Here is a 21,986-nt window from a genome sequence, read left to right as displayed (position 1 = left end):
TTCCTGTTTTTTTGTTTCATAGGAAACTACTGGAATACCACTGGTTCCTCCAGCAGTTCCGTCCGCAGCACAATATACGGATACGACGGCTCTTCCCCGGTCGGCTCGCTTCTCTCCGGTCCTTTTAACTCGGTCTTGACGATGATCGAATTGTCCGTCAGGTACAACTCCGGAACCGTAATGCTGTAGCCGCCGGTCTCCTGCTTGCCGTACCCGGCAGCTATGTAGAGGTCATTTCCGCTTGTGTAAGTCAGGCGGAAGGAATCGTTCTTCTTTTCTTCTATGATCTGCGACAGCTCCTGCGGCGTCTCATCGGGACCTATGACGGCAAATTCCAGATCCCGCAATTTTTCTGCCTGTTTTTCACCGCCGCATGCAACCGCATAGACCCCCGCCAGAAAGATTCCCATCACAGCCATAAGGCTTAGAAGCCATTTTTTTCTGCTTTTCTTACTTTTCATCAAATAAAAAACCTCCCGCTCCCCTGCACGCAGCCACGCGGCAAAATGCTTTGATTTACTGCATTTTATGAAGCGGAAGGTTGTGATATTCAATCTTTTTTCCTTTTTCCCTGGCATACGCCAGCAGCCGGTCGTTCGCCGCCGCCCAGCCCCCATACTGCCTGCGGCACGCAATCACGCACTGGCACGCATCCAGACATTCTCTGGCTTCTTGTTCCTTTTCCTCTGATATTTCTTCAAATGCGGGGACTGCAATCAATCTGGACGCCAATGTACAAGCCGCCGGATAATCTAAGTCGGCTTCCGATACGATCCCTGCCGCAAACGTGGTTCCAGCTCTCTGAAGCTGCCAGAAGACAGCGCGCCCGCTTCCTCCTCCTGCCAGCACAAACACCTCTGGTGCCCCCTCCGGACGCGGAAGCTCCATACTGCCGCCTGTCTGACGGAAGCGCCCTTCCTCGACCTGGAAAAGCTCGGAAAGATGTTCTGGAGTCAGCATCTCTTCCGGGCGTCCAAACTGACTTTTCTGCCCCGGGCTGACGCACAGCACCCAGTCAGAGACGCGCTCCGCCAGATCAAGTTCATGAATGGATAAAATGACTGCCACCTTCTTGCGGCGCGCCAGCTCCTGCAAGACCGACATAAATTCCAGCTTATAACGGATATCCAGATAGGAAGTCGGCTCATCGAGAAGCAGCAGTTCCGGCTCCTGACAGAGCGCCCGCGCCAGCATCACCCGCTGCCGCTGACCGTCGCTGAGCGTCTGGAAGTCCCGCTCCCGAAGCTCTGATACCTGCACTGCCTCCATCGCCTCATCAACTGCCTTCCAGTCCTCCTCCGAGAGGACACCAAACCGCCCCGTGTACGGATAACGCCCGGCTGCCACAACATCCCGGCAGATCATCCACTCTGCATGAACCTTTTCCGTAAACATGACCGCCATCCTCCGTGCGCGCTCCGTTCCCTTCATTCCCAGAAGGTCCGCGCCGTCCAGGTAAACCGCGCCTCCCAGAGGGGGAAGCTGCGCGGCGACACTCTTTAAAATGGTCGATTTTCCGGCTCCATTCGGTCCGACTAAAGTCAGGATCTCACCCTTCTTTATCCCGATCCGAACTGGATTTAAGATCTGTTTTCCACCGTATCCAACCTGTAAGTCCTCTGTATAAAAGTAGATCTTCTCCTCATTTTCTGGATTCATGGTATTTTCTCCTCTGCTGCTCTATGCTTCAGGTGCTCTTTCGATGTTTCCGCATCATCACAAAAATCACGACCGGCGCACCGAAGACAGCTGTTACCGTGCTGATGCTCAATTCCGTCGGGGCAAAGACCGTCCGCGCCAGCCAGTCGCTGAACAGGCAGAACACGCTTCCGCCCAGGAAACAGCCCGGAATCAGTACCAGCGGTCTTGTATCGGCAAACAGCCAGCGGATCAGATGCGGAACCGCGATTCCAACAAAGGAAACCGGACCGGCAAATGCCGCTACGCAGCCAGATAAGATGCTGGACAAAATCACCATAAAGAAACGCAGATGTGCGACATTGACTCCCATGCTTTTCGCATACGTCTCCCCCATCTGGTATGCGCCGATCGGCTTGGATAACAGAAACACCGCTGCCGCTGAGACAAAGGTCACGCCCGCCATGACTGCCACATTTTCCCATGTCATACCAGAAAAACTTCCGCGCGACCAGTTATGCAGGTTGACAATATCCGCATCGCTGGCGAAGGTCACAACAAAATCCGTGATTGCCGAGCAAATATAGCCGATCATCACGCCCCCGACGATCAGCATTGCCATCTGTTCCATTTTCCGCGCGACCAGGAGCACAAACAGCATAGAGAGAAGCGCTCCGGCAAATGCCGCTGCCACCAGCATCCCCGAATTGATCGTAATATTCCATTCCAGAAATCCGACCATCACAAGTGCTACCAAAAGCTTTGAACCAGAAGAAATTCCCAGCACAAAGGGACCCGCGATCGGATTGTGGAAAAAGGTCTGTAACAGATACCCTGACAGTGCCAGCGCCCCGCCAAGGATCAGCGCCGCCAGCGCGCGCGGCAGGCGGATCTCCCAGATGATCGTCCACGCCATTCCACGCAGCTTAGGCTCCCGCAATTCCTGTAAAAATTCCATAATCGGAACCGATACACTGCCTGAACAGGCACTCCAGATAAGCGACAGGAGCAGCAACACAATCAGAAGCAGAAATGCGGCTGCGATCCGCACCTGTCTGCCTGCCTGCGCCAGGTTTCTTTGTTTTTTTTCCTGTTTTTGTCTGTTTGCTTCTGATACTGAACGCATCGTTTCTCCTATCTATCTTTATTACACTTTCCATCCTCACGACTGCAATTTATACAGATATGTCCCATCTTCCTGGCTTCCGCTGAAAATCGCATGGATATCTTCCAGCATTGCTCCAACCGACATGGATTCCTGATAGAGATTCTTCGTCGTGCACCAGACATTTCCCGCCTGTACCGCCTTGAAATCCTTGAGAACCGGCGCTTTTGCCAAAAGCTCCGAAATTGAGTGAATCTCCCCGTCGATTGTACTGTTATAAATCAGATAATCGGATTCTTTCGCGGCTGCATAAAATTCTTCCATCTGCATATTGACGGTCGAAGACCTCTTTCCGTCATCCCCCAGATGCCCGAATATGTATCTGCCGCCCGCTAATTCTATCATTTTCGGTATATAATCAGAGGAACGGCGCACGTTCACGCTGCCCTGGTTCGTAATATAGAAAAATGCCGCCGACGGCTTTTCCGCCTGTGCCGTCTGTTCTGTTTTTACGCTCCCGCCTGCGTTCTCCGCATCCGAACCTTCTTCTGTAACACGCTGCAAAGCCGCTTCCTGCTTTGCAAATGCCGCTTCCGCCTCTTTTTCTTTTCCGGTCAGCACTCCATACAGGCGGATCCATTCCGTCCGCCCCAGCGGATGTGCTTCGTAGCTGGAATGATCCACAAGCACCGGGATTCCGAAACTTTCCAACTTTTCTTTTACCTCCGGCGAATGGAGAATCATCGTATTTTCTATTGCCAGACCGCAGCCCTCCGAGACGATCCGCTCATAATCCGGTTCGCTGTACTTGCCTGCGTAGAGAATTGACCCATTCTCCATCGCCTCCTTTGCCTCCGGGATGTACCAGCCCGACGCATCGGTTCCCGAAAACCGGATATCCGGGAGCGCTCCCAGCATCCGGAACATATCCATGGTCGCGGTCGCTACCAGATAAATCTGTTTGACCGGGCGCTTAAGCACCTGGATCGAATCCGGAAGATCTTCCGGCACCTTTCCGCCCTCTGGAATCAGAAGAAAACGGCTTCCATCCGCAACCGAAACTGCTTCGTACTGCATCCCGTCCGCATCCTCATAGGTATCAACCACAAACTGGGTCGCATAGGCAAGCTCCATCCGCGATTTCCAGGTCAGGGACGCACTGATCGCCTCACCCGGCTGTGGAAGTGATGCCTCCGCCACCTGTGCATCCACGTTTTCTGCCGGCTGGGACACTTTCGTACCTTTACCCGCCTCATTGGATGTCTCACTGGCGGATGTAGACGACGCTGCCGCCACCGCACTCTTTCCCGTATTTCCACAGCCACTCAAGAGCAGCACCCCCATAAGCGACAGCCCTGCCATCCTAAGTGCCATTTTCTTGTTACTGTTCACGCATACGTGCCCAGTAACGGAATTTGCCGTGGCTTCGCATTTAAATACGGCAAATTTCTGCTGCCACCACGTTTTCTTACGGCACTTTCGGTTCCAAAAGTGCCTACCCGTGTACAGTAACCTTTTCTTTCCCGTTATCCATCCTATTTTCTTCATTTTTCCCACTCTGCCTCTCTCACGTGCGCCACATACAGCTTCCGGATCGCCTCAAACTCTCCCAGTCCCCGGATGCAGCATTCCACCTGGTATCCGGCGCGTTCCAGGCGGCTCTTCCAGGAATCCTCCTCTTCACCTGCCATATCCTGATTCGCATGGTCGCCTGCAACCACCATGAGCGGCTGCAGCACTGCCCTCTGATAGTGTTTCTGCGCGCCCAATTTCTCGATCACCGCCTGTAAATCCGGCTGCGCCTCCACGGTTCCGATGTAATAATTTGCATAGCCGCCCGCAATCATCCTATCCTGCATCTTCTGATACACCTGATTGGAAGCCGCGTTCGTCCCATGCCCCATCAGACAGAGTGCCGTTTTTCCATCGTCATATCCGCCCAATTCTCCTGCCATCGCCCGGATCACCGCATCCAGATCCGCTTCACTGGCAAGAAGCGGTGCTCCCAGCGCCAGCCGTTCAAAACGCCCCTGATTCGCTTCCACTTCCGCTTTTACATCCATGTATTCAAATCCATCCATCAAATGGGTCGGCTGCACAATCAGATTTTTAATCCCATCGGCTGCTGCCCGGTCAAGTGCCTCCTTCAAATTGTCGATCGACTGTTGATCCCGCTTTTTCAATTTATCAATGATCCTCTGGCTGGTAAATGCCCGGCGCACCTCATATGCCGGAAATGCCTCCGCCACTGCACGCTCAACCGCTCCGATCGTCTTTTCTCGGCTGTCATTGTAGCTTGTCCCGAAGCTGACTACCAGGATTGCCTGTCTTGGTTCCATCTATCCATTCTTCCTCTTTGTTTTTTATCTTTCAATTCAGAATTTTCCCGTTCCTCCTACGCTGCCATATGCCTGAATCTGGCTGACATATAGCTTTATGAATCGAAGCTACTATAGCATATTTTGAAATAGTTTGCAATGAAGCAGAAAAAATGGCACTCCGCCCGTCCAGGCGGAATGCCCCTTTTTCTGCTTTCAGCTTCAATTTTACCAGCTTTTCTATTTCTCGTCCCGGCTGCACGCGCGCAGCTGGTGCTCATGCTCATATTTTTCTTTCGTCGCCATCCCGCCCCGGATATGGCGTTCCGCTTTGTTGATGTCCAGTACCACACGCGCCCGGGATGCAAGCGGCGGATTGATATGGGAAAGGCGCTCGGCCACATCTTTATGCACGGTAGATTTACTGATCCCAAATTTCCGGGCCGCCTGCCGCACTGTCGCATTGTAGTCTATGATGTAATTAGCGATCGCAACCGCCCGTTCCTCGATATATTCCTTCATGGGAGTTCCCCTGAGAACGTTTTTTACATCTTATTACATCTGTTTCCGGTTTATGCAAATTCCCTTTCCCAAACAAAAACACTGCCGATTAGTAGTTCTCCGCACGGCGGTGTTTCCGCAAGTCGTTTCTCTTCACGCCAGCTTCCCACTCTGCCTTCTCCTCATCGGTCTCGATAAGCAGTCCCGGAACTTCCATCGGATGCTCGTTTTCATCCAGCGCTACCATAACCACATAAGCGGTATTAACCAGTTTACGCGCGCCGCTTAAAGACTCTACGAATGTATCGACACGCACTTCCATGGAGGTTCTTCCAACGTAAGTCAGCTTACCCTCGATAATCAGGGTATTGTTCAGGTGGACTGCCTCTTTGAACTGCAGGTTATCAACCGATGCAGTTGTCGGATTGCAATGCGCGTGGCGGCGCGCAACAACGGTCGCTACAATGTCGATCCATTCCATCAGCTGACCGCCAAACAAACGACCAGCACCATTTAAGTGACTATTTAATACAAGCTGTGTCTGGATAACAGCTGAATCCGCTACGCGGCGCATAATTCTTTCTTCCATAATTTATTTCTCCTTTCGAGAAGGATGCCTCTTCCAATCTCCCGCTTTCGAAGGACTTCCCTGTGATATGGTACCTAGTATACTGGCTTTCCCTCAAATTTGCAAGTATTCCGCCGCAAAAATTCTGAATCTTTTTAGTTATACATCCTATTGGCAGTAAACTATAAATGTAAAAAAACGACCGAAGAATCTGGGGGCAGCGTCTGTTGTCTTTCGCTGACTCCCATCATCTTCAGCCGTTCTCTTATTTATCCTCTTCCCGCGCCGTGATCATCCGATAGATGAAATCCACGGTTCCATCGATACCGTAGCTGGCACTGTTGATACAGAGATCATAGTTGTTGGAATGTCCCCAGTTTCGGTTTGTATAGTAATGATAGTACTGGCTGTGGACATGATCCAGATGCTTTAACATATGGCGTGCCTGCTTGACCGTCAGGGAGCTGTCAATCTCCATCGCACGTTTGATACGCTGCTCAAACGGCGCCGTGATGTAGATACTGATATGCGGGATGTTGTTGTTTGCCATGATGGCATCTCCGCATCGTCCCAGAATAACAAAATCTTCCTTCTTCGCCATGTCAACCAGAAGGTCGCTCTCGTTGAAGAAGACCGCATCACGCTTCGGCAGTCCGTGGAAACGGCTGAACTCGCGCATGCGCTGGCGCAGGGTCAGATGGCGCTCCGGGATGAATGCCTCACTCGGGTTTACATTGGCATCCTGATCGTGCGCCGGCTCTTTCTTGATTCCCGGCTTGATTCCGTAGCTGACAGAATCCTGTATAGAATCCTTCTGAGCCTCGAGACGTTTCAGAACCGCTTCAAAGATCTCCGCGTCGTAGAAATTGATTTTCAGCTTATCTGCCAGCTTAAATCCGATATTTACACCGCCGCTTCCGTAGGTCCAGCTGATACATACGATCAGGTGGTCATTTTCGGAAAAACGGTTTTTCAGGTTAAATGTATTCAGCTTCGCCAGCTCTGCGTTGATAACGTCGCCGCTCGCGAAACTGGTCGGCAGACTCATGACTTCGGTCAGAATCCGGTTGTACTCGGTCATGACGAGCTTCCGCTCTTCCTTATTCTCGATGGTACGCGCCATGTTTCCGATCAGGGCAATCTCACTTCGAACCAGGTTACCCTGCGGGCGTGTCAGCATCAGATGAGTCAGCTCATCCACGCAGCGCTTCCGGTCACGGTTGAAAACACGTCCCAGAGAAGAACCTAACTGTGCATAAACCTCCGCATCCAGATCGTAAATACTCTCCGCCAGTTCACGGATTCGTTTTTCATCTCTTCCAGGCACCGTGCTGCCCGGCTTCTTCCCTGCCGAATCCTTTTCGGCTGCATTTTCCGCACCCGTTACTTCATTCGCATACTGGGCGCTGTCCTTTTCAAGCGCCTGCTGCGTCTGATTTTCCATATTATCTGTATTGGTATGTTCCTGATTGTTGCTCATCGTCACTCACCCCCTATAAAAAGAATAACAGCATATCAAGTGCAAAGACCGGAACCAGAATACCGAACGACCAGAGCAGATATCCGAAGAAGGACGGCATACGCACACCGTTTTCATCCGCAATCGACTTAACCATGAAGTTCGGTGCATTTCCGATGTAGGTGTTCGCACCCATAAATACCGCACCACAGGAGATCGCCATCAGCATCTTGATCGGAACCGTTCCTAACGTCGTCACCATGCCCTCCGTAAATCCAAGCGCACCTGCCGTTGTTAAAAATACCAGATAGGTCGGCGTGTTATCCAGGAAGCTGGACAGCAGACCGGCCGCCCAGAACATTTCAAACGGCTCGGAGATGCCCAGGTTCGCGCCATTTGCTTTCAGAATCATCAGGGCTGGCTGCATCGTGATGAAAATACCGATAAACAGAACCGCAACCTCCTGAATCGCGCCCCAGGTAAAGTGGTTCTCACGGCGGATCTCAACCTTCGTGGTCTTGAAGGACAGGAAGGCCGCCACCAGAATGATCACAATCTCAATGATGGCCGGATAGCTTAATTCTACCTCTCCAAACAGATGGATGCCAAGCACCTTTCCGGCTGCATCCTGGAACTGCGGCATGGACGGTAAGGTACCGCTTAAAATAACGGCTGCCACGATCATAACCAGGAAAATCAGGTTGTGCGCGCCGCGCAGCTTTACTTCGGTACCCGGTTTGCTGATATCCGGTTTCAGACCGCTCGCGATATCCTGACGATATGCCCTCTTATCAATAAAATAGAAGATTGTCAGCAGCACCAGCATATTGAAGAATAAGATCGGCGCCAGATGTAAGCTCCAGAAGAACGGTACGCCGCGCATGAAGCCCATCAGCAGAGGCGGGTCACCGATCGGAGTCAGACATCCGCCGATGTTGGATACAAGGAAAATAAAGAAGATAATGATATGACGTTTCTTCTTTCTCCATGCATTCATCTTGACAACCGGACGAATCATCAGCATACTGGCACCGGTCGTACCGATCCAACTTGAAAGCAGGGTTCCCAGTGCCAGTAATCCCACGTTGACACGCGGAGAACCTGCCAGGTCACCGGACATCGTGATATTACCGGCAACGCAGAAAAGTCCAAATAACAAAATAATAAAGGTCAAATAGTCATTGACCAGGCATTCCAGAACCGTTTCCAGTGCTGTTCCCGCACTGTAACGCATTGCAAACGGAATGATAAAAAGAATTGACCAAAGAGCAACCGCATGAGGCTGGTGCTCTTCCCACCATTCTGCCTTCACAAGCGGCAGAATCGCAATACAGAGAAGCAGTCCCGCAAATGGAATACACATCCAGAGCGGCACAGAGGATGCCGATGCACCGCCTTCCTGTTCTGCTGCCAGAGCCGTCATCGGATTTGCCATCAAAAATAATCCCAGGCTCGCGCAAAACGCACTCAATCTTTTCACCTTCGTAACCTCCCAACTTTTTTCTTTTTTGTTTTACATTTTCCATTTCAGCCACTCATTATAACAATTTTATTTCCTAAATACAACCGTGTTTTTCACGTTGTAAGCGTGATTTTCCGTGAATTTTTCGTTAAAAGTACCTTATATTAATTCTTATTAATAAGTGTTGTAAGCCTGTGCTCATAACATAAACAAATACCTCTTTTGTATATAGAAATTATGTATAATACTGTAATTTCACAAATGATATATTTAATTCTACTATGAAACAAAAAACCGCCCGCCGATATCCCGACAGACGCTTCCTACATTCACATATAACTTTCTCTTGAACTATACTCTCTTTCCAGAGTTCATATTTCAATTCCATATCTTCCCCGCCATCTTCCATCTTTTTCCTGCAGCTGTTTTCGCGCTTCATTTTAAGCCAGCCGCCCGATCTCTCGCGGTATTCTTTCGTGGTTTCTTTTTCGATATGTGCCAGTTGGCAAATCTGCCGCTGTATAACCTGCTCTTTCGCAGCGTTCACACATATTCTCTCTCGAACCTGTTTTATTATAGCGCTTTTTTGTAAAATTTATTTCCGCTTTTTTGTCAAATCTTTGTAAAAAAATCAAGCAGCAAATTGGAGAAACTGTCTCATTTACTTTTTATCTTCTTTATGCTATAGTTAGCCTGTATTTTGCATTCAGATGTATTACGAATCCATTCCGAAATTCCGGTGTCATCCCGTGCCGGAATTCTCAATGTCTTATCGTGTTTTATAAATATCAGAAGGATTTTCAGGAGTATTGTATTCATGCAGGCGAATATATTTAAGATCAAACGAAATGAATTGGCTGACGGTTCCGGGCTGCGGACTACGATTTATTTTAAAGGATGCCCCCTGCGCTGTGTCTGGTGTTCAACCCCGCAGGCGCATGAGCGCCCGACCCGGATTCTCTGGGACAGCAAGCACTGTCTCTACTGCAATCTCTGTGTCAGCGAATGTCCCACCGGAAGTCTGGCATTTTCAGACAACCGTCTCACCTTTACCCCGGACACCTGTACATTCTGCCGTGCCTGTACGGATCACTGTCCGTCCCGAATGCTTCATTTCGTCGGTCAGATGATGGATATGGATGAAATCATGGAAAAAATTCTTGCCGACCGGGAGCTCTATGGAAATGGCGGCGTCATTCTCTCCGGCGGCGATCCGCTGATGCAGCCGGAAGCAGCCACCGCTGTCCTGAAAAAATGTAAAGAACACGGCATCCGCACCGCGATTGAGACGACCGCTTTCGCCAAACCGCTGGCTTTCTCCCGCTTCATCGCCAACGCGGACATGATTATCATCGATTTAAAACATTATTCTGAAAAGAAATATGTCCAGTTCACCGGTGTCTCAAATCATTCGATTCTGGAAAATCTGGACTTTGCCATCTCTATCGGAAAAAAAGTGGCGGTCCGCATTACCATTACCCCCGGCATCAACGACACGCTCATCGATGCCCGCAGGTATGCCCACCTTTTGTCTGAGCACCACATCAGACATGTAATTCTGCTCTCCTATTCAAATCTGGGGATCATTAAATATGAAAAATACACGCAATCTCCGACGCTTGCCCGCGAGCAGACCTTCTCCGGCCAGGATATGGAGAATTATGCGAATATGCTGCGCGGACTGGGATTTGATGTGCAGATTGAGCAGTAGGGAGGCGGCAGTTTTTTTCCATTGCCGCCTCCCATACATTTTTCTATCGATTCGTTACTGTTCACGCATACGTGCCCAGTAACGGAATTTGCCGTGGCTTCGCATTTAAATACGGCAAATTCCTGCTGCCACAACGTTTTCTTACGGCACTTTCGGTTCCAAAAGTGCCTACCCGTGAACCGGTAACATCTATTTCCTTGTTTCTCTATTTTTTCCCAAATTTTTCATTGATTTTTTTTCCACCCAATGCTATAATGTGTTCAATATTTAATTTATTTATCAAAAAATGAACATGAACCATTTGCAAAAATCCTCATTTTTACAAATGATTTAAAAGGAGGTTTCCCATGCAAAATCCACAATTCCAAACAGCGCCAGAGCCAAAACGCCTGGACTGGACCACGATGGTCGTCCCATTTCTTCTTATTATAATACTCTGTCTCTGCTTTCTGGCTGCGCCAGATGCATCCAAGGCAGTGTTGGAAAATCTCCGGAGCTTTCTCGGGGAAAACTTCGGTGTCGGCTACCTTGCCATCGGACTCGGCATTTTTCTTCTGTCAATCTACATCGCCTTTTCCCGCTACGGAACCATCCGGCTCGGAAAACCGGATGAGAAGCCGCTCTATTCCAATTTTGCCTGGGGTTCGATGATGTTTACCTCCGGACTTGCGGCGGACATTCTCTTTTACTCCCTGTGTGAGTGGGTTCTCTACGCCAATGACCCGCATCTGGCAGAAATGGGCAGTATTCAGGACTGGGCGAGCACATACCCGCTCTTTCACTGGGGTCCGATCCCGTGGGGCTTCTATGTCGTGCTCGCCGCTGCCTTTGGCTTCATGCTTCATGTGCGCGGCTGCCATAAACAGAAATACTCCGAAGCCTGCCGCCCGATCCTCGGAAAACACACAGACGGGCTTGCCGGAACTCTGATTGATCTGATGGCGGTCTTCGCACTGCTGGCCGGCACAACCACGACTTTTACGCTGGCGACCCCTCTGATGAGCCAGATCGTCTCCGAACTCTTCGGATTCGGCGACACCCGCCTCATCACCATCGCGATTCTGGCAGTCACCTGCCTGGTATATACCGTTTCCGTCGTGCGTGGCATGAAGGGCATCCAGAAGCTCGCGGCGTCCTGCGTCTACCTCTTCTTCGCTCTTCTGGCATATGTGCTGCTGTTTGGCGGTGAATCACGCTATATCATCGAAACCGGCTTTTCCTCCATCGGAAATCTGGTACAGAACTTTATCGGACTCTCCACCTACACCGACCCACAGCGCACCACCTCATTTCCGCAGACATGGACAATGTTCTACTGGGCATACTGGATGGTCTGGTGCGTCGCTGCCCCGTTCTTCATCGGAACCATCTCTCGTGGACGTACGATCCGGCAGACAATCCTCGGCGGCTACGTGTTCGGGCTTGGCGGCACGTTTGTGAGCTTTATTATCCTCGGAAACTACAGCCTGGGACTCCAGGTGTTCGGAAAACTGGATGTCATGGGGCTTTATGCCGCCAGTGGCGACCTCTATTCCACAATCACTGCCATCATCCGCACGCTTCCGCTCGCCCCGATGGTTCTCGTTCTGCTCGCGGCGGCGATGATCGCCTTCTATGCCACCAGCTTTGACGCGATCGTACTGGTTGCCTCCGCCTACTCCTACAAGAACCTGACAAGCGAGGACGAACCGCACATGGCGATCAAAACCTTCTGGTCCCTGAGCCTGATTCTACTGCCGATGGTCCTCATTTTCAGTGATAATTCAATGGCAAACCTGCAGACCGTGTCCATCATTGCAGCTTTTCCGATCGCGTTTATCATTCTCCTGATCGTGGCGGCGTTTTTTAAAGATGCGAAGAAATATCTTTCAAGCTACCATGGTATTTGAACGAATTGATTGAGTGTTGTTAAAAATATCCCGAATGCACTTTCCGATGCATTCGGGATATTTTTCTTTATCTATAAGCTCTCCCGCAGATACTCCCGCGTCACACTCCGCTCCGCTTCCAGCATCTCCTTCGGTGTCCCGGCAAAGAGCAGACTGCCGCCTGCGAGTCCGCCGCCCGGTCCAAGCTCCACGATATAGTCGGCGTCCTTCATCACATCCAGGCTGTGCTCGATGATAAACAGTGTATTGCCCTGATCGGTCATCCGGTTGAAAAGCTTCATCAGACGGCGGATATCGTCGAGATGCAGCCCGTCAGTCGGCTCATCCAGAATAAATATCTGTCCCCGCTCATCCAGCTTGCTCGCCAGCTTCACACGCTGCAGCTCGCCGCCGGAAAGCGTCGTCATCGACTGATTCAGGTGCAGGTAACCGAGTCCGACCTGTACCAGCGTATCGAGTTTCTTCACAAAATCCGCATCTTCAAAGAACTGGATCGCCTGACGGACGGTCATATCCATGACTTCCGCAATATTTTTTCCCTTGTACTGATAGTGCAGCACTTCCTCCGAATACCGCGTTCCGTGGCAGACTTCGCAAACCGTCTCAATCGAATCCATATATGCCATATCCGATATAATTACACCTTTTCCCTGGCACGCCGGGCAGGCGCCCTTGGAATTGAAACTGAAATATGCCTGTGCGACATGGTTCGCTTTCGCAAAAAGCGCCCGGATCGCATCCGCGATATCCAGATACGTCGCCGGGGTCGAACGCAGATTGATACCGATATCCTTCTGCCGGATCGAGATCACCTCGCCTGGATACTGGCTCGTAAAATATTCCATCAGGGAGCTTTTTCCCGAACCAGCCACACCAGCGATGACCGTCATCACGCCAAGCGGCAGTTTTACGCTCAGATCTTTTAAGTTATGAAGCTTCGCGTGCTCAACCTGATACCATCCGTTCGGCTTGCGGTACTCCATCTTCATCGGCGTTTTCGTCCGCAGCATCCGCCCGGTCACAGTGTCCGCTTTCAAAAGGTTCTCGTAGCTTCCCTGATACATGATCTGTCCACCGTTTATGCCCGCTTCCGGTCCCATATCCACAATGTGATCCGCCAGAGCGATGACTTCCCGGTGGTGTTCCACAATCATCACGGTATTTCCGTGCTCTTTCAGCTTGATCAGCGAATTTTTGAGATTCTGGATATCGCGCGAATGCAGTCCGACGCTCGGCTCATCCAGCACATACATCATATCGGTAAGCGGCGAATTGATGTAACGCGCGATCTTGATACGCTGCGCCTCGCCGCCGGAGAGAGTGTCGGTTCCACGGCTTAAAGAAAGATAGCTGAGTCCGATCTCAATCAGCGCATTCATCCGCTTCAGGATCTCGGTCTTGATATCGCGCGCCAGCGGATCGTCGATCTGGCGGATAAACTCTGCCGCCTCCGGGATCGGCATATCCGAAACCTCGCAGATATTTTTTCCGTTAATCAGGCAGCTACGGATCTTTGCATTCAGTCTCGCCCCGTGGCACTCCGGACACGTAAAGGTGCTGACAATGCGATCCAGCTCCTTCTTGTGAAGCTGTCCTTCCTTAGATGTAATGATACTGCGGTACATACGCGGATAAATGCCCTCGTACTTCGCGGACTTCGGCCAGTTTGCCGGCGGGTTTTTCAGGCGGATCTGCGGCGAATAGAGAAATAAATCCATCTCCTCCTTCGAATAATCCTTGATCTTCTTGTCCAAATCAAACAGACCGCTGTACGCGTACCGCTTCCACCGCCATGCACCGGTCGTGAACGCCGGCCACTGGATAACGCCCTCATCGTTTAGGCATTTATCAAAATCCACCAGCTTGTGGATGTCCAGCTCCGTCACAACACCCAGGCCCTCACAGCGCTCACACTTGCCGCTCGGATGGTTGAAGGAAAAGCTGTCCGAATAGCCGACAAACGGTTTGCCCACACGTGAGAAGAGCAGGCGCAGCAGCGCATAGATATCGGTGTATGTGCCGACCGTTGAGCGGGAGTTTGCCACCGGCTTTTTCTGATCGATCACGATCGTGACCGGAAGATTCTCCATGCGCTCAACCTCCGGACGACCATATTTCGGCAGAAACTGCTGGACAAAACTTGGAAATGTCACATTCAGCTCCCGCCGCGACTCTGCCGCAATCGTATCAAGGCAGAGCGATGATTTGCCCGAACCGGACACACCGGTAAAAACTGTGATTTTCTTTTTCGGAATTTTCAACGACACATGTTTCAAGTTGTTTTCCGTTGCATTCACAATGCTTATGTACTCCTGATTTTCTCGTTCCATCTGGCATTTTTCCTTTCTTAAGCTGCATTTTCCCGTCCCAGGTTCCTTTATTTTAAAGGTACTCAATGCTATCCTGATCTGTACGCGGCTATCACGCACAAAAGCAGACAGAAAATACCCCTAAGAAGCATTTTCCGTCTGCTTTTTTATTTGACTTCCTGCTTTACACGCACTCCGCCGAACAGCAGAGGCATTGTCTTTCTTGTATACTCTCCAAGCGCATAGCCACCGTCTGAAATGCAGTAATCATAGATGATTGCCCTCTCGCAGAGTGCATACATATGTGCAATCTCGTAATATGGCATACTGCGGGTAATCTGCCCCCGGCGCTGCCCCTCATCGACCAGCTGATTTACCATCTTATAGTAAAAACGGTTCTGGTTTAAAAGATGCTTATCCCCCTTTGTCACCACCTGTGAGGAATAGAGTGACGCCAGAAGCCCTACCGGGATATCCGACTCTATCAGATCATGTACACTGAAGCAGAGCGTCATAAGCTTGTCAAAGCTGTCCATCTCCGGATCCAGCGCCTGCATTACCTCTTCATACTTTGCATCAAAGATCTCTGGGAGAGATGCCAGAAGCTCATCCTTTCCACTATAATAATGATAGAAGCTTCCCTTTGATGTTCCAGACTGCAGGATAATCTCATCGATCGTCGTCTCCTCATATCCCTTCTCATGAAACAATTTCCATGCAACACGGGCAATTTTTGCTTTTGTGTTATTACCCTTCGCCATTTACCTTTTACCTCTTAACTTCTCAATAATCGTAATTTCAGGGAAACATTCCTGGTTATCTAATTTACCTTTTTGTTTACCTGAATCCAGCCGAAAGCAGAGTGGATAATCTTCCTCATCTGCTTTCGGCAATCTAATTTATTTTATCATTCTTTTCCTGTGAAGTAAAGAGATTGTTCATAGTGTCTATTTTTAATATCGTTTTCACATCCGGTGAACTTTGGTATGTGCATGGCAGCTACACTGGGGATGCACTGGAACTTCTATCAGATCCGTGGACCACGTTTTGGCATCAATGAACAGCATTTTTCCAATCAGCGGCTCTCCCTTGCCCAAAAGAAGCTTCAATACTTCTGCCGCCTGCATACACCCGATCATGCCGGGAATCACGCCAAGCACACCATAAGCAGCCGAATTCGGGTTTCCGGATGGGTCCTCTGCCTCCGGACAGAGACAGCGCAGACATGGTCCGTCCGATGCGAACACGGTAACCTGTCCCGCAAATTCACAGATAGCTCCATATACATCCGGCTTTCCCAGCTTCATACATGTGTCACTCAGCAGATAGCGGGTTGGAAAATTATCCGAAGCATCCACAATCACATCAAACTTTGCAAGAATTTCTTCTGCATTTTCAGCTGTAATCCCCTCTGGGTATAATTCTACCTGCACCGAATGATTCCGGCTCTGAAGCTGCTCCGCCGCCAGTTCTGATTTTGCCTTTCCAATGTCCTGTTCCCGGTAAAGGATTTGACGCTGCAGATTGCTGACATCCACCCGGTCAAAATCAGCAATCCCGATCGTACCGACTCCTGCTGCTGCCAGATAGAGGCTGACGGGAGATCCAAGTCCCCCCGCCCCGACTACCAGCACCCGGCTTTCCGCCAGCTTTTTCTGTCCTTCTTCTCCTACCTCCGGCAGGAGAATATTTCTTTTATAGCGTTCTTTGTCTATCTCCAAACCAGCGTCTCCTTTCTGAATCAACCGCCCCCCAGTAAATGATAAATCTTCAAATCATCTGCTTCTTCAAGTGTTACTTTATCATAGTCTTCTGGCCAGACCAGCTGCCCATTTACCTTCACGACCAGCTTGGGCCAGGTAAATTTCATGTGTTCCATCACACCCCTGATTGTCAGTCCTTCATGCCAGTCCGGATATGGACGGTTATTCAGTACCATTATATCCACTTCCCTTCTGCAACGTATTAATGAATAGTCTTACTGAAGCGGCTCAACTACTTCCAAAAGCTCCGGAAGATCCATGCCAAGCTCTTTCAGGTGTGCAATTGTCGGAACACCGTTTAAATTCCAGCCGCGCTTCGGATATACCGCATCAATCAGCTTCTCATATTCCCCTTCTCTGTGCTTTCTGGTCGCAGCCATCTTTTCCTTTAAGGACATTTTTTCGACTTCTTCTTTTGTAAAACCAACCAGCTCTACCAGCTGACCATCGTAGCGCTCCTGACGGGACAGATATTCTTCTTCCGTAACCGGTCCCTGGGAACGGTATGGAATCGCATCGTTCGCACGCAGTCCCTTGCCAAGACGAATGTTGAAAACACGCTGGAAATTGTAGACGCGCTCGGACATTTTAATCATCTCATCCCTATCAATCTTGACCCCAGTAACACCATAATAAAGATCCAGATAGTTATCTACGTGCTCCGGTACCTTCGCCGGTTCATCGGTCAGGCTGTTGTCAGCCGGTACAATATCATTCCACGGCAGCTTGCAAAGTCCCAGAAGACCAAACCAGGTTCTAAACATCGGATAGTAATACAGCGCCTCCGCCTTATCCTCAAAGGTAGGAATCTGGTTATTTACCTGATCCATGAAAATCAGCCATGCCTCATCATGCTGCGGTCCCTTATTGGTCAGACCATAGCCGCCCTGCTGCGCCAAGGATTCTTTGGAAGCATACTCTGAATATTCAAGTCCCTTCTGTTCCATCGCAATATCATTCATGAAATCCATATCGCCCCAGCCCTGCGCTGCAAAATACTCTTTCTGCTTGTGGCTTCCAAGTGCCGCAATCTTGCCAAAGCCTTCGTTTCGCGCCATCTGGTGCAGCAGCTCCAGCTCCGCCTCTGCATTGCCCCATACAAGCTCCAGACCGCCGGTTCTCTCCTTATTCAGGATACCATTTTCATAGCATTCCATCAGGAAGGCAGTCATGGTGCCAAAGGAAATCGTATCAATGCCATATGTATCACAGTAGAAATTCACTTCCAGGATTACCTGCGGATCGGTTACACCGCAGTTCGGACCAACACCGGCTGCTGTCTCATACTCCGGACCATCCACACATACTTTATGTCCCTTATACGGACCTGTCTTTAATTCAAACTGATCGGCTGTTTTAGCACACGCCATCGAACATCCATACCAACATCCGTCCGCTCCGCCCTGGGTCAGCCATTTATTTCTCCATACCTCCGGTGCCATCTCATCGATCTTATCCGTTCCGCCATATTTATAATTGCGCGTCGGCAGAATATCATAATCGCTCATGATACGCAGGGAGTATGCTGTTCCGGATTTACGCATTGAATTCTGTTTGTCATCCTGTGTCGCCACCTCACGATGGAATTTCAGGCCATCCCGGTTCAGGATACTGATATCATATACATGGTTCAGATTTGCTTTTACGCCTTTAAAATGGCATACCAGCGCTTTAATGTGCTTGTCCGCAAAGACACGTCCGATACCACCACGTCCAGCCTGTTTTAAGCGAACTACATTTCTTTTCGGATCATAGAATGTAAAATTCAGCATAGAGAGGTTGCAATGATCCGCCGCTGAACCAGAACATACGACCGCCACGTTTTTGCGATCATTGTCATCCTCCGCATACATGGTTGTCAGCTCTTCTCCCAGTACATGTGCATCTTTATGCTCTAACGGTGCTTTTTCAATTGAAACGGTTCCCTTATTGCCATCGATGACAATAATCACGTCTTCCTCCGCTTTTCCAGTCAGCTCGATCACATCAAATCCGGAGAATTTTAAGAATGGACCAAAATATCCGCCGACGTTTGAATCAATCGGGATATCTGTCATCGGTGAAATGCTGCATACCAGGCATTTTCCGGTACCGCCGTACTGCGTAATTCCGGCAATCGGTCCTGCCGACATGGTGATGGCATTTTCCGGAGAATTCCACTTTGTATCCGGATTCGTTGCATCCCACAGATAACGCAGGCAATAACCTTTTCCGCCGGTAAATTTTTCTTTGACCTCCTGAGGAATGTCGATCATATCGATGGTGTTATCTGTCACATTGATTCGAAGACGCTTATCCGTATATCCATGATACAGCGGCTTTGGCTCATATGTAACCTGATTGAGAACCGTGTGGGCCTCTTTCATTTTTTTGATTTCTTCCATATCTGCGTCCGCATAACGCGGAAGATCACACATTTTAATCATGCCTTTCTCCTCCTTTTACTCTTCTACCAGACGGATCGCTCCGGTCGGACATGCTTTTACGCACAATCCGCACGCCGTACATTTGGACGGCTCCAGATAATCATCACACTGTACCATAACATTCTCCGGACAGAATCCAACGCACATCAGACAGCCGGCACATTCTTTCTTATTCAGCCGGTAAACGCCTCTCGCATCCTCCGTAATCACACCTGTATTGCACACTTCAGAACATTTTCCACACTGTGTGCACACAGCAATATGATGGCTTCCATCCTCCTTGTCGGTAATGCGGATGCAGGATTTCATTGGATCCGAAACCTTGTAAAATGCCTTCGAACAGGCTTCTTCGCACTGGTGGCAGCCAATGCAGAGTGATTCATCTTTCTCTAATCGTCTCATCACAGTTCCTCCTTTTTGCCTAATTTCATTATTTCATCCGAAACAGATACATATCCGTCCCGAATCACTTCCAAAAATATGGCTCCTGCCGAAAGGCGGCAGAAAACTCCTTTTTCATGGTAAATACACTCTGGAAAACACTTTTTTCCATACCCGGAGACGCGGAACACCGCCCCTCCCGCCGCCAGAAGATCCCCCGTATTTAACTGGGTGGTATCGATTCCCTCCGTTATCAGGTTTGCCTTGTAGCGGCGGAAGCAGAGTCCCGGTTCTGTCTGCTTCTCCATCCAGTCCCGGGCTTCTCCCGCCAACAGCGAAGTCTGCCTTTCACCTCCCGCTGCATGCCGGTCACCCTCCATTCCGATCCCCCTTCGGAACCAGGCGCTCTCCACGGCTTCTCCCGGCTGTCCCCTCTGCCGGAACACATATAATTCACGTACAACTGCTCCCATCTAATCTCCTCTTTTATAAATATAAAATTTCTCCGGTTCTTGCCAGCCCATAACCACCGAGCTTCTCCACTCTCTCTGCAAACTCCCGGCTTTTCAAAACCGCCAGAAAATGCTGTACCGGTGGAAAATCCAAAAATCTGACTGGAATCGCAAAGTCATACTCTTCCCGTCCAATCTCAATAAAATCAAGTCCCATTGCCCTGGCTGCCGACTGGATTCCCATGCCCGCGTCTGCATCGCCGCCGGACACGGCAGCCGCCACTGCCATATGCGTTGCCGCCTCTCTGTCATATCCGTGAATCTCTTCCGGTGAAATACCGGCTTCCTTCAGCTTATAATCAAAAAGGACTCTTGTCCCCGCTCCTCTCTGTCGGTTGACATAATTCAAGCCACGTAGATCTTCAATTTCATGGATTCCAAGCGGATTTCCTTTTTTTACGATAATTCCCTGAATTCGCTCAACACCTTTGACAAGTGCCATTTTTTCACCCGCAAACAGTTTTTTCAGGATCGCAATATTATATTCTCCTGTCTCTTCATCCAGCAGGTGGGTCGGAGCCAGATGCGCCTCTCCCCGCTTTAATGCCATTAAACCGCCCATACTGCCTACATGCGTACTGGAAAGGTAATTACCCGGGTACATACACGGCAGCAAATCTGCCATCACATCCAGAATCAGATCATGGCTTCCGATTGCCACTGCCGTACTTCCAATTTCCTCCAGGGAACGGTATAGCTCTACGTCAACGGTATCTCCCGCCTCGACCCCCTCGCTGTTCTGAGGAATCACACAGAATCCGTCTGCCCGCACCAGGCTCATTGCTGCTCCCGCCCCGCGCGCCAATGGAGAAGCGACGAGCTTGTCACCCACTTCTCCTACCTTCACCCGCACATACTCTTTATGTTTCAGGGATGATACAAGGCGTTTGGATATGACAGCCCGCACCGTCGTGCCGCCTGTTTCTGTACGTCCTGCCAGTTTCTGCAGCACAGGAATCACAAAATTTTCAAAGTTGATATAGGCGGATACCGGATATCCCGGAAGTCCGATTACCGGTTTTCCATTGACAATCGCCAATATTACCGGTTTACCCGGCTTGATTGCCACCCCGTGTACCAGAACCTCCCCCAATTCCCGAAGTACATGAACCGTAAAATCTTCGGTTCCAGCACTGGAGCCGGCATTGACAATCACCATGTCATAGTTTTCAACCGCCTCTGCCACCTTTTCTTTCAATGTTTCATACTCATCCGCAATCGGCGGAAAACGATGGGGCGCACCGCCATGTTCCGTTACCAGTGCCTCAAACACTCTCGAATTTGATTCGATGATGTCCCCATCCTTGGGTTCCTGTCCCGGCTCTATGATTTCGGTTCCCGTCGGAAAAATCGCTACCGACGGCTTTTTCAACACCTCAATCTCTGTAATTCCGCCAGACAGGAGAACACCTATATCAATCGGGCGTATCTCATGATAACCGGGCATCAGCATCTCACCCGCTACGATATCTTCTCCGATCGGGCGCACATGCTGCCATGATGCAGCTGCATCCGTAATCTGCACCGAGCCATCCTCCTGCTCCAGCAGATCCTCCGCCATGATAACTGCATCGCATGGTGCGTGAATCGGATCGCCCGTATCCACCACTGTAAAATCTGTACCTGGATATAGGGTAAGTGGTTTCCGCTCCGATGCTCCTTTTGTTTTCTCTGCCTCAACCGCGATTCCATCCATCGCCGCCGCATTGTAAAGCGGAGAACAATATTTCGCATAGACTGCCTCTTTTGTAATCCGGTGCAGACTTTCCGTCACGGGAATCCATTCTGCCTTGGGTCTTAATAATTCCCCCAGTGCTTTCTGGTAAAGGGCTTTTGCCTCCTCCACCGGTGTATTATTCAGATATAAATTTCTCTTTCCCATCTCTGCCTCTATTCTGTTTCCACCGGGCTCTGCCGATCCTTTATTCTCCGCCGCCCTTCTGG

19 protein-coding genes are annotated in these 21,986 nt (G+C 50.0%); 2 read left to right on the top strand and 17 right to left on the bottom strand.

Annotated elements, in window-relative coordinates; translation table 11 throughout:
* Positions 1-26: 26 nt before the first annotated feature.
* The 9 genes from DW739_RS11100 to DW739_RS11060 form a co-directional block, all read right to left on the bottom strand.
* Positions 27-461: a protease complex subunit PrcB family protein gene (locus DW739_RS11100; protein ID WP_118492385.1), complete on the bottom strand. Its 435-nt coding sequence runs from the start codon at positions 459-461 to the stop codon at positions 27-29.
* A 55-nt stretch (positions 462-516) separates the two neighbouring features.
* Positions 517-1,659 (bottom strand): ABC transporter ATP-binding protein, encoded by a 1,143-nt coding sequence (locus tag DW739_RS11095; protein ID WP_118652032.1) that lies wholly within the window; start codon positions 1,657-1,659, stop codon positions 517-519.
* 28 nt (positions 1,660-1,687) lie between these two features.
* Positions 1,688-2,764, bottom strand: a complete 1,077-nt coding sequence (locus tag DW739_RS11090) for an iron ABC transporter permease (protein ID WP_118638279.1) — start codon at positions 2,762-2,764, stop codon at positions 1,688-1,690.
* 36 nt (positions 2,765-2,800) lie between these two features.
* Entirely contained in the window at positions 2,801-4,117 is a 1,317-nt protein-coding gene (locus DW739_RS11085) for an ABC transporter substrate-binding protein (protein WP_118652188.1), read from the bottom strand.
* A 170-nt stretch (positions 4,118-4,287) separates the two neighbouring features.
* A complete protein-coding gene (locus tag DW739_RS11080; protein ID WP_118652036.1) occupies positions 4,288-5,082 on the bottom strand; it encodes a sirohydrochlorin cobaltochelatase in 795 nt (264 codons plus the stop codon).
* Between the two features lie 219 nt (positions 5,083-5,301).
* Positions 5,302-5,583 (bottom strand): sporulation transcriptional regulator SpoIIID, encoded by a 282-nt coding sequence (gene spoIIID / locus DW739_RS11075; RefSeq protein ID WP_117796058.1) that lies wholly within the window; start codon positions 5,581-5,583, stop codon positions 5,302-5,304.
* Positions 5,584-5,671: 88 nt separating this feature from the next.
* Complete coding sequence (locus DW739_RS11070; RefSeq protein WP_118638281.1) at positions 5,672-6,151, bottom strand: acyl-CoA thioesterase; 480 nt, start codon at positions 6,149-6,151, stop codon at positions 5,672-5,674.
* A gap of 244 nt (positions 6,152-6,395) precedes the next feature.
* Positions 6,396-7,610, bottom strand: coding sequence for a cytidylate kinase-like family protein (locus tag DW739_RS11065; RefSeq protein ID WP_022360314.1), 1,215 nt, complete (start codon positions 7,608-7,610; stop codon positions 6,396-6,398).
* A gap of 13 nt (positions 7,611-7,623) precedes the next feature.
* Entirely contained in the window at positions 7,624-9,069 is a 1,446-nt protein-coding gene (locus tag DW739_RS11060) for a sodium:proton antiporter (protein WP_243023766.1), read from the bottom strand.
* A gap of 799 nt (positions 9,070-9,868) precedes the next feature.
* Between DW739_RS11060 and DW739_RS11050 the strand changes: the two genes are divergently transcribed.
* Both DW739_RS11050 and DW739_RS11045 read left to right on the top strand, forming a co-directional pair.
* Complete coding sequence (locus DW739_RS11050) at positions 9,869-10,762, top strand: glycyl-radical enzyme activating protein (protein WP_107001410.1); 894 nt, start codon at positions 9,869-9,871, stop codon at positions 10,760-10,762.
* A gap of 347 nt (positions 10,763-11,109) precedes the next feature.
* Positions 11,110-12,651 (top strand): BCCT family transporter, encoded by a 1,542-nt coding sequence (locus tag DW739_RS11045; RefSeq protein ID WP_107001409.1) that lies wholly within the window; start codon positions 11,110-11,112, stop codon positions 12,649-12,651.
* 71 nt (positions 12,652-12,722) lie between these two features.
* Here DW739_RS11045 and DW739_RS11040 read toward each other — a convergent pair whose 3' ends face one another.
* The 8 genes from DW739_RS11040 to DW739_RS11005 form a co-directional block, all read right to left on the bottom strand.
* A complete protein-coding gene (locus DW739_RS11040) occupies positions 12,723-14,981 on the bottom strand; it encodes an excinuclease ABC subunit UvrA (RefSeq protein ID WP_107001408.1) in 2,259 nt (752 codons plus the stop codon).
* 146 nt (positions 14,982-15,127) lie between these two features.
* Positions 15,128-15,721 (bottom strand): TetR/AcrR family transcriptional regulator, encoded by a 594-nt coding sequence (locus tag DW739_RS11035; protein ID WP_107001407.1) that lies wholly within the window; start codon positions 15,719-15,721, stop codon positions 15,128-15,130.
* Between the two features lie 204 nt (positions 15,722-15,925).
* Positions 15,926-16,681, bottom strand: coding sequence for a HesA/MoeB/ThiF family protein (locus DW739_RS11030; protein WP_243023765.1), 756 nt, complete (start codon positions 16,679-16,681; stop codon positions 15,926-15,928).
* Between the two features lie 20 nt (positions 16,682-16,701).
* On the bottom strand, positions 16,702-16,899 hold the full coding sequence (thiS, locus tag DW739_RS11025) for a sulfur carrier protein ThiS (RefSeq protein ID WP_022360324.1): 198 nt from the start codon (positions 16,897-16,899) through the stop codon (positions 16,702-16,704).
* Between the two features lie 39 nt (positions 16,900-16,938).
* Positions 16,939-19,149: an aldehyde ferredoxin oxidoreductase C-terminal domain-containing protein gene (locus DW739_RS11020; RefSeq protein WP_207663956.1), complete on the bottom strand. Its 2,211-nt coding sequence runs from the start codon at positions 19,147-19,149 to the stop codon at positions 16,939-16,941.
* 15 nt (positions 19,150-19,164) lie between these two features.
* On the bottom strand, positions 19,165-19,551 hold the full coding sequence (locus DW739_RS11015) for a 4Fe-4S binding protein (RefSeq protein ID WP_022360326.1): 387 nt from the start codon (positions 19,549-19,551) through the stop codon (positions 19,165-19,167).
* Positions 19,551-20,003 (bottom strand): rhodanese/MoeB/ThiF domain protein, encoded by a 453-nt coding sequence (locus DW739_RS11010; RefSeq protein WP_022360327.1) that lies wholly within the window; start codon positions 20,001-20,003, stop codon positions 19,551-19,553. Before DW739_RS11010 ends, DW739_RS11015 begins: the two co-directional genes overlap by 1 nt.
* Positions 20,004-20,016: 13 nt before the next feature.
* The gene (locus DW739_RS11005; protein WP_118695969.1) at positions 20,017-21,924 is read right to left on the bottom strand and encodes a molybdopterin biosynthesis protein; all 1,908 of its coding nucleotides are present in this window, start codon (positions 21,922-21,924) and stop codon (positions 20,017-20,019) included.
* Positions 21,925-21,986 lie beyond the last annotated feature (62 nt).

Source organism: Clostridium sp. AM28-20LB, from assembly GCF_003480665.1.
Taxonomy (GTDB): domain Bacteria; phylum Bacillota; class Clostridia; order Lachnospirales; family Lachnospiraceae; genus Otoolea; species Otoolea fessa.
Note: the sequence above shows the minus strand (reverse complement) of the source record. Positions and strands in the feature narration are given on the sequence as shown.

Excerpts from the sequence above, each read along its gene's own strand:
- spoIIID (WP_117796058.1), bottom strand. The coding sequence starts at position 5,583 with ATGAAGGAATATATCGAGGAACGGGCGGTTGCGATCGCTAATTACATC.
- DW739_RS11035 (WP_107001407.1), bottom strand. The coding sequence starts at position 15,721 with ATGGCGAAGGGTAATAACACAAAAGCAAAAATTGCCCGTGTTGCATGG.
- DW739_RS11010 (WP_022360327.1), bottom strand. The coding sequence starts at position 20,003 with ATGGGAGCAGTTGTACGTGAATTATATGTGTTCCGGCAGAGGGGACAG.
- DW739_RS11040 (WP_107001408.1), bottom strand. The coding sequence starts at position 14,981 with ATGGAACGAGAAAATCAGGAGTACATAAGCATTGTGAATGCAACGGAA.
- DW739_RS11100 (WP_118492385.1), bottom strand. The coding sequence starts at position 461 with ATGAAAAGTAAGAAAAGCAGAAAAAAATGGCTTCTAAGCCTTATGGCT.
- thiS (WP_022360324.1), bottom strand. The coding sequence starts at position 16,899 with ATGGTACTGAATAACCGTCCATATCCGGACTGGCATGAAGGACTGACA.
- DW739_RS11095 (WP_118652032.1), bottom strand. The coding sequence starts at position 1,659 with ATGAATCCAGAAAATGAGGAGAAGATCTACTTTTATACAGAGGACTTA.
- DW739_RS11085 (WP_118652188.1), bottom strand. The coding sequence starts at position 4,117 with ATGGCACTTAGGATGGCAGGGCTGTCGCTTATGGGGGTGCTGCTCTTG.
- DW739_RS11080 (WP_118652036.1), bottom strand. The coding sequence starts at position 5,082 with ATGGAACCAAGACAGGCAATCCTGGTAGTCAGCTTCGGGACAAGCTAC.
- DW739_RS11070 (WP_118638281.1), bottom strand. The coding sequence starts at position 6,151 with ATGGAAGAAAGAATTATGCGCCGCGTAGCGGATTCAGCTGTTATCCAG.
- DW739_RS11065 (WP_022360314.1), bottom strand. The coding sequence starts at position 7,610 with ATGAGCAACAATCAGGAACATACCAATACAGATAATATGGAAAATCAG.
- DW739_RS11020 (WP_207663956.1), bottom strand. The coding sequence starts at position 19,149 with ATGATTAAAATGTGTGATCTTCCGCGTTATGCGGACGCAGATATGGAA.
- DW739_RS11005 (WP_118695969.1), bottom strand. The coding sequence starts at position 21,924 with ATGGGAAAGAGAAATTTATATCTGAATAATACACCGGTGGAGGAGGCA.
- DW739_RS11050 (WP_107001410.1), top strand. The coding sequence starts at position 9,869 with ATGCAGGCGAATATATTTAAGATCAAACGAAATGAATTGGCTGACGGT.
- DW739_RS11045 (WP_107001409.1), top strand. The coding sequence starts at position 11,110 with ATGCAAAATCCACAATTCCAAACAGCGCCAGAGCCAAAACGCCTGGAC.
- DW739_RS11015 (WP_022360326.1), bottom strand. The coding sequence starts at position 19,551 with ATGAGACGATTAGAGAAAGATGAATCACTCTGCATTGGCTGCCACCAG.
- DW739_RS11090 (WP_118638279.1), bottom strand. The coding sequence starts at position 2,764 with ATGCGTTCAGTATCAGAAGCAAACAGACAAAAACAGGAAAAAAAACAA.